This is a genomic window from Paracoccus sp. SY (assembly GCF_002901215.1).
GTDB lineage: Bacteria > Pseudomonadota > Alphaproteobacteria > Rhodobacterales > Rhodobacteraceae > Paracoccus > Paracoccus acridae.
The window spans coordinates 1-8,044 of record NZ_NWMQ01000074.1 but is presented as its reverse complement, the minus strand read 5'-3'; the positions used below and the strand labels follow the sequence as shown (position 1 = coordinate 8,044).

The following is an 8,044-nucleotide window of genomic DNA, read 5'->3' as shown; positions in this document are numbered from 1 at the left end:
AAGAGTTGTTCAGGCCGGACTATTTACTCAACCGTGAGATGCGCGAGAATGTCGTAGATTTTGATCTTACAGAACTGGGGTTTTTCAAAGTTAATGGCGGCGGCGGCCCCTGATAGGAGATTATATCAATCCAATTCGGGCCAACCATATTTGACGAATGTGGCTCTAGACGGCGAAACTTGGCGAATACCGAAGATCTTCGACAACCTGATATAATGGTTGTGGTTCGTATATCCTGCACGTTTTCCAGTGTCCCACGGAATTCAGCCATGACGTGCAGCGAACGCGTGTGAGAAGGATTCGGATCGCCTATCGCAGGGTTCTCCTGGGGGCAGGTCATTCCGCTTACGCCGGCGGTGCGGGATCGCAGCGTGCGGAAGGACCGCCATGATTTCGTGCATGGGCCTACAGGCAACTGGACAGCCTGACGTTCTAGTAGAAATCAATGCCCCAATTTGATACGCTGTTTCCGCTAGTTGGCCACCCCGTCGCGATCCGGGGCTGTCGTTCAAGGCAGCCTGAAGTCCTAGCCTTGCTAAGCCTCAAGCATCCACGTCAAACGGAAGTTGTCGATGTCGTCCGGACCTTATGTGTGGAAGGAACGCCCCCTGGCCGCGGGTATTCAGATCGCAGTCGCCGGCTTCGGGGGATTCAATATTGCTCCCGGGACAATTGGATGCTTCGTCAGGCAAGGGCCAAAGCCCGGAGTGGTGGAGGCAGACAGCCCACCTTACCTGCTGACTGCAGGCCATGTTCTGAAACCGCAGAAAAAGGGTGGCATTACGCCGATTGACGCCCGGGTCTATCAGCCGGAGCCAGCGGGCTGGATCAACGGTGTCGCCACAACAAGCGAAGTGCATTACGCGGGCACACTCGACGCAGGCATCGCGCTCCTCGATGACGACACCAAATATCGGAACTACGTCTGGAAGATCGGAGACATCAAGGATATCGCCGATCCCGTAGATGGCATGATCGTCCAGAAGCACGGTCGCACCACCGGCAGGACCGTTGGGAGGATCACCATGTCGAGCTACACCTATGGCGACTTCCATGACCTGATACAGATCACCTTCGACAAGGACAATCCGGCTAACAACGCCAAGCGTTTCGGCTCGGAGGGGGATTCTGGCGCGCCAATCATGACCGGAGAAGGAAGGCTTGTCGGCATCCTCCATGCCGTCGATGATGACGGGAGCGGGGGTTACGCATGCAAGATCAGGAACATCTTTAACGAGATGAGGCTGAGCCTCGCCTGATCTGCTTCGCTGCACGGGAACGCCGAAACCGGCGAAGGCCAACGGAAGTAAGACGGCCCAGCGGAGCACCGCCCGACCAGGTCAAATGAGCCGTGACAGCCCGCCTGCGCCTGTCGGTTGAAGCGGCTTACATCATTCCGGTGGAGTGCCGGCAGGTGCGCGCTGACACGCGCAACCTGCCGCCATCGACCTTCACATCCTTCATCCACAGGGTGTAAGGCAAGCCGCAGCTTTTTTCCGGAAGGACGGCACCATGACCCGCATCGCGCCCCCGCAGCTTCGCACGAAGATCATGACAGCAGAGGAGGCCGCGGCTCTGATCGTATCAGGCGATACTGTGGGGATGAGCGGCTTCACGGGATCGGGTTACCCCAAGGCTGTTCCCATGGCCCTGGCCGCACGGATCGAAGCGGAGCATCAGGCAGGCCGACCCTTCCGCACCCGCATCTGGACCGGCGCCTCGACCGGTCCGGAACTGGATGGCGCGCTTGCCAAGGCCGACGGGATCGAGTTCCGCCTGCCCTACAACTCTGACCCCATTGCCCGCGAGAAGATCAACCGCGGCGAGATGGATTATTTCGACATGCATCTGAGCCAGGTGGCTCCCATGGCTTGGCAGGGCTTCCTTGGCCCGCTGGATGTGGCGGTGATCGAGGTGACCGGCATCCGTCAGGATGGGTCGCTCCTTCCCTCCTCTTCGGTCGGCAACAACAAGACCTGGCTGGACCGTGCGGAGAAGGTGATCCTCGAGGTCAACAGCTGGCAGAACCCGGCTTTGGAGGGGATGCATGACATCTACTATGGCACACGACTGCCGCCGGATCGGGTGCCGATCCCGCTGACGCGGGCCGACGACCGGATCGGCGAACCATGGCTTCGCTGCGACCCCGAGAAGATCGTGGCTATCGTCGAAACCGATGCGCCCGACCGCAACCTGCCCTTCACCCCGCCGGACGAAGCTGCCCGCGGCATTGCCGGGCACCTGATGGAATTCTTCCGCCACGAGGTTGCCAAGGGCCGTCTGCCCGCCTCGCTGCTGCCAATCCAGTCCGGCGTGGGCAACATCGCCAATGCGGTGCTGACGGGCCTCGTCGACAGCCCCTTCGACAACATGACTGCCTTTACCGAAGTGATCCAGGACGGGATGCTGGACCTGCTGGACGCGGGCAAGCTGCGGATGGCCTCGGCCACCTCCTTCTCGCTGTCACCCGAGGCGGCTGCGCGGGTCAATGCAGACATGGGCCGCTATCGCGACCGCATGATCCTTCGTCCGCAGGAAATCAGCAACCATCCGGAACTGATCCGCCGCCTTGGCTGCCTTGCCATGAACGGGCTGATCGAGGCCGACATCTATGGCAACGTGAACTCCACGCATATCATGGGCTCGCGCATCCAGAACGGCATCGGCGGCTCGGGAGATTTCGCCCGCAACGCCTATGTCTCGATCTTCATGACGCCGTCCACGGCCAAGGGCGGGCGCATCTCGGCCATCGTGCCACAGGCGTCCCATGTCGATCACATCACCCAGGACGTCCAGGTGATCGTGACCGAGCAGGGCCTGGCCGACCTGCGCGGCCTGTCGCCGAAACAGCGCGCCACTGTCATCATCGAGAACTGCGCCCATCCTGATTATCGCCCGCACTTGGCTGACTACTTCCGTCGCGCCTGCCAAGGCTCCTACGGGATGCAGTCGCCGTCGTTGCTGAACGAGGCGCTGAGCTGGCATCAACGGTTCATCGAGACCGGGTCGATGTTGCCGTAACGGCTCCCCCCGGCTGCCTGATCCGGTTTTCAGCGCCGACTAATGACCCTCTTGCAATAAACCCGGCCAGAGACGGGGCGGGCACGCGTTTCAGGCGTTTATTTGCTAGATCAGCCCGAAGGAGCTTTTAAGACCTCATGGCCAGGAAGGACGCTGGGATAGAGTTTCGAGGCGGGTGACCGGCAGCTTCGTCCGCACAGCAGACACCCAGGTTGGATGGTCGACCGGCAGATCAGCAAACGCACCCGCCGTCCGCCACCTCCCGCTACTCCGTGGGGCTGAACCGCAAAATCCCTACAATTCTGTCGTCCCCAAGGGTATCGGACGGATGATGAACGCCATCCGTAACGACAACTTCCGGGAAGTCGAATGGACTGACGCCTTCAATGCACGCAACATTGACACCAAACTGGCTTGGATCGGAGCGTCGCTGGTGATGGGTATATATCCCGCAGGTCTTGCAGAAATAATGCTTCGCTGTTCCAGTATTGAACTGGTAAAGCGTCAAATTGTCTTCGCCCTGGATGAATTCCATCTCCGAGAGCGGCGCCGAAACGGCAATAGCTCCCCGCATACGGCAGTAGGAGCATGAACACCGCCGGATCGTGTTGAACTCATCGGTTAAACGAACCTTGAAGCGGACAGAGCCGCAATGACAGGCTCCGTTGTGCTGTGGTTTCAGGTTGCTCATCGACGGTGACCTCCATGCATGACGGAAGTCTAAATGCCGCATCCGGGGCTCGCAACGACTGCAATGGGCCAAGAAGACTGCGTGTTCCCCCTGATCCACTCACGTGAGGCCAGGCGGAACGGGTCGCCAGCCAGTTCATGATTGGGCACCGGCTGGCTGTTTGTTACAATCGACAGAAAGGAGGTGGGTCATGCCAATCCCTGTTTCGGAACGAGTTTGGAAGCGCCGGGAGGCCCTGCGCGCCGCCGGTCTGCAACCTGTCCCGATCTGGATGCCCGATACCCGCCGCCCCGGCTTTGCTGCGGAGTGCCGGCGTCAGTCCGCGCTCATTGCAGACTCGGATCGTTGCGACGCCGATCTCTCGGACCATATGGATGCCGCCCTGGAGGAACTGGAAGGGTGGCGGTGAAGGGCGGGAGTCCGCGGACACTACGAATGAAAGCAGACGGATTTTTGCCAAGGCTCGTGCTTGTGACACTTGCCGCAATCCTCGTCGTCCTGGTCTGGCGCGGCGTTCCTCTCCTGGAACTGGCTCTGCGTGAGCCAGCCGGGGAGCCGAGGGTCGTTGTTCCCCGCGGCGATCTGGCCACGAACGAGCAGACCACCATCGCCATTTTCGAAGGTGCCAAGGATAGCGTTGTCTCGATCACCACTGAAAGCCGCGTGGTCGATTTCTGGACCCGGAACGCCTATGACGTTCCGCGCGGCAGCGGTTCGGGGTTCATCTGGGATGCGCAAGGCCATGTGGTGACCAACAACCACGTCATCGAGGGGGCGACGGCAGCATTGGTGCGGCTTGCCGATGGCCGCGCCTATCCTGCCCGCCTCGTGGGGACGGCTCCCGAACATGACCTGGCAGTGCTTCACATCGAGGCGGGATCCGAGCGGCCCCTACCCCTCGCAGTTGGGAGCAGCGAGGACCTGCAAGTCGGGCAAGGCGTCTTCGCCATCGGCAATCCTTTTGGTCTCGACTGGACACTGACCACCGGCATTGTCTCTGCCCTTGATCGGGAGCTCCCCGGCAAGCGCGGCACGATGATCCGCGGCCTGATCCAGACCGACGCCGCCATCAATCCTGGTAATTCAGGAGGCCCGCTTCTGGACAGCGCCGGACGGCTGATCGGGGTCAACACGGCGATCTACAGTCCTTCGGGATCGAGTGCGGGCATCGGTTTCGCTGTTCCCGTGGACACAGTGAACAGGGTCGTGCCGCAATTAATCGCTACAGGCCGCTATGCGCCGCCTGTGCTGGGCGTTTCGCATGATCCGCGTGGCGATGCCCTGCTGGCACGCGCCGGAATGGCTGGGGTGATGGTGCTGGATGTCACGCCAGGCAGCCCAGCGGATGCAGCAGGCCTCAGGCCGGCCAGGATCACCCGAGATGGCAGGGTGACCCTTGGTGACGTGATCGTCTCCATAGACGGGGTCGCTGTGAAGAACTCAGAAGATTTGAGAGCTGGCCTCGATGTTCGGCAGGCAGGTGACGCAATCAAACTGGGGCTCCTTCGGCACGACCGAAGGATCGAGGTCATGGTGACCCTGGCTGCGGGGCAGTGACGATCGGCTGGCTGCGGACGTTGAACAGCTACCTAGCAGTCTGTCAGGCAAAGGTGCGCGGACTAGCCAGTGGTCGGCCGCGGACCTGCCCATAGAAGCGGCCCGCGAGAATACTGGCCGAAATATAGTATATTTCCACAATATCTTTTTGCGGGTATTTGCGCGAATAAATAAGGTTGTCACAAAATCGTTCTAGTGATACGGAATATAACCAGTTTCTATTATATTCCGTTTAGTGAGTCGTATCATGAAAACCTGTGGTTTCATATTAAGCGCGGCTGCAATATCTACAGCCGTCAGCTCAGCAGCTCAGGCCGACGTCAGGGTGAATTTCACATCGCTTCGTGTAAATGATTGCAACGAGATCGGCACATGCGATTGGAGGCTGTCCTGCGCTCTTGGAAATCAACAAGAAACTGAGTTCATCTCCAACCAGGAGGCCAACACTGGTGAGACGCTGCCTATCAATCGAATACTGACGCAGGCCCAGTTTCCCCCGGTGACAGTGACATGTTCGGCCTGGGAGCATGATGGCGGCATCGGCGCTGAATGGGAGACAATTCAGACAGGCTCTGTGGTCGCATCGACAACCGGCCCACATATAATCCGCCTCAGCAACTCTAGTGAGGGAGATGTAACAGTTAATCTCGTGGCTGAGTTAATCGGAACGACCGGACAGCCTTTGACCCTCAGCACGGACGACGTTCTTTGGCAGCATGTCAGTGGGCAGGTCCACTATTGGCCGATCCGAAATGGTCAGCGACTGGACGGCATCAATATCGCTGGACCCGTCGGCGGGGAGTGGCGGCTGATTGGGTCCGGCGACCTTAATGATGATGGAACGGATGACATTCTCTGGCAGCATGTCAGCGGGCAAGTCCATTATTGGCCGATCCGGAATGGCCAGCGCCAGGACGGCATCGACATTGCTGGACCCGTTGGCAGGGACTGGACGCTGGTTGGTTCCGGAGATCTCAATGGTGATGGAACAGATGACATCCTCTGGCAGCACTTCAGCGGCCAGGTTCATTACTGGCCGATCCGCAATGGCCAGCGCCAGGACGGCATCGACATTGCTGGACCAGTTGGGAGGGACTGGCAAATCATCGGGTCAGGGGACCTCAACGGCGATGGCACCGACGACATCCTCTGGCAGCACTTCAGCGGCCAGGTTCATTATTGGCCGATCCGCAATGGTCAGCGCCTGGACGGCATCAATATCGCTGGACCTGTTGGCAGAGATTGGACGCTGATAGGTTCCGGGGACCTCAATGGCGATGCCACCGATGACATCCTGTGGCAGCACTTCAGTGGCCAGGTTCATTATTGGCCGATCCGCAATGGCCAACGCCAGGACGGCATCGACATTGCCGGACCAGTTGGCAGGGACTGGCGCCTTATTGGTGCTGGCGGCCTAGACTGAGATCGAAGGTATTACATCTTCTTTCCAGACCCGTTCTCAGGTCGTGGCTCAAGGGAACTACCTGGGAAGTGAAAGCTTCCCGGGCCTGCTGAGCGACGCAGCGATCTTGAACAAAGCCTTAGGCCCTGGCGGTATTCAGGACTTACCCGACTCCAAACAGGCTTCGAATGCCGCCCTGTCGTGAGTCGCGTGGAGTGAATCCGAACATTTGCTCAAGGCCCCAAGACATCCGTCGCTGAACCCCTTCGCGCTACAACTCTTGTAGGCTTTCCGTGCTGCGGCACTCGCAGATTCGGTCTTCTTAAGGGTTCGCTGGTGTTTGTGTGCAGGGTTTTGTTCAAAGTATCCCCATTTCTCAAAACGCCCCGCCCGCTTGGCAGAGCGTTTTGCTGCGCTGCAACCAAATTTCGATCAGCCTTAGGGTGTGATGCAACCCGGGAAGCGGTTGATGACACTGGAAGCGGGAGGTGCGCGCGGGGCACGCCAGGGGAAGCACAGCTTGGCCATGACGGGCCGCTTGCCTGCCAAGACGGTGCGCATATATCATGCGCATAGCACGAGGTGAGTCATGCAAGTTCAATCAGCGCCTGGAAAGTCCACGAACCTGACACTCGACTCATCGCTTTTGAGCGAAGCGCGGTCCTTTGGCGTGAACCTGTCGCAGGCTGCAGAGGCCGGGTTGCGCTGCGCTGTTGCTGAAGCCAAGGCAGAGGCATGGCAGCGCGAGAACGCCGAAGCCCTTGCCAGTTCGAACGCCTGGACTGACGCGCACGGTCTGCCGCTTGATCAGTATCGCCAATTCTGATGGCCCGCTTCGACGTTTATGCCCGCCCCGGCGGCGCGGGCTATGTGCTGGATGTCCAGGCCAATGTTCTAAGCGGACTCAACACGCGCGTTGTCGTGCCGCTTCTGCCCTTGGCCGATGCTCCGAATCCTGCAAAACAGCTCAATCCTGTGTTCGAGATCGGGTCCGAGCCGCATGTCATGGTCACCCAGTTCCTGGCGGCGGTCCCACGCACCCTGCTACGCAGCCCCGTTTCCAATCTGGCCGATTAGGACAGCGAGATCATGGCAGCGCTGGACATGGTGCTGGTTGGCTTCTGAAGCCCAGCTGACAGAAAAACCATTGCCGGAACAACTTCGGACCGCCTCAATCGGTCGGTTTCGGTGTAACGCATTGTAGGAGCCTCCCATGCTGCCGTGATTGCCAGCATTCACAGAAGGCTGCTGGGCAGAAATCCATGAACACGCAAGTGGTTCTTTCCTGAAGCTGGTTAAGGCAAAGCCTGCTCGATGAGCTAGCATCCCAGGAACCGGATCATTCGGGCAGCGTTCGAGCGAGCGCTCTGGAG

At 59.5% G+C, this 8,044-nt stretch carries 8 protein-coding genes; 7 read left to right on the top strand and 1 reads right to left on the bottom strand.

Annotation, left to right across the window (positions count from 1 at the left end; translation table 11 throughout):
* Positions 1-572 precede the first annotated feature (572 nt).
* Both CK944_RS20790 and CK944_RS20785 read left to right on the top strand, forming a co-directional pair.
* On the top strand, positions 573-1,259 hold the full coding sequence (locus CK944_RS20790; protein ID WP_103174970.1) for a hypothetical protein: 687 nt from the start codon (positions 573-575) through the stop codon (positions 1,257-1,259).
* Between the two features lie 253 nt (positions 1,260-1,512).
* A complete protein-coding gene (locus CK944_RS20785; protein WP_103174969.1) occupies positions 1,513-3,021 on the top strand; it encodes an acetyl-CoA hydrolase/transferase family protein in 1,509 nt (502 codons plus the stop codon).
* A 265-nt stretch (positions 3,022-3,286) separates the two neighbouring features.
* On the opposite strand, the gene CK944_RS20780 is transcribed toward CK944_RS20785, so the two are convergent.
* Positions 3,287-3,712 carry a GFA family protein gene (locus tag CK944_RS20780; RefSeq protein ID WP_103174968.1) on the bottom strand — a complete coding sequence of 142 codons (426 nt, stop codon included), beginning with the start codon at positions 3,710-3,712 and terminating at the stop codon, positions 3,287-3,289.
* 190 nt (positions 3,713-3,902) lie between these two features.
* Between CK944_RS20780 and CK944_RS20775 the strand changes: the two genes are divergently transcribed.
* The 5 genes from CK944_RS20775 (at position 3,903) to CK944_RS20755 (ending at position 7,748) form a co-directional block, all read left to right on the top strand.
* Positions 3,903-4,121 carry an antitoxin MazE family protein gene (locus tag CK944_RS20775; protein WP_103174967.1) on the top strand — a complete coding sequence of 73 codons (219 nt, stop codon included), beginning with the start codon at positions 3,903-3,905 and terminating at the stop codon, positions 4,119-4,121.
* A gap of 26 nt (positions 4,122-4,147) precedes the next feature.
* Entirely contained in the window at positions 4,148-5,269 is a 1,122-nt protein-coding gene (locus CK944_RS20770) for a S1C family serine protease (protein WP_103174966.1), read from the top strand.
* Positions 5,270-5,516: 247 nt separating this feature from the next.
* A complete protein-coding gene (locus tag CK944_RS23025) occupies positions 5,517-6,692 on the top strand; it encodes a VCBS repeat-containing protein (protein ID WP_146038738.1) in 1,176 nt (391 codons plus the stop codon).
* Between the two features lie 568 nt (positions 6,693-7,260).
* Complete coding sequence (locus tag CK944_RS20760; RefSeq protein WP_103174964.1) at positions 7,261-7,497, top strand: type II toxin-antitoxin system CcdA family antitoxin; 237 nt, start codon at positions 7,261-7,263, stop codon at positions 7,495-7,497.
* Positions 7,497-7,748 (top strand): CcdB family protein, encoded by a 252-nt coding sequence (locus tag CK944_RS20755; protein WP_103174963.1) that lies wholly within the window; start codon positions 7,497-7,499, stop codon positions 7,746-7,748. The genes CK944_RS20760 and CK944_RS20755 overlap by 1 nt, the downstream gene beginning before the upstream one ends.
* The last annotated feature ends 296 nt before the right edge of the window (positions 7,749-8,044 follow it).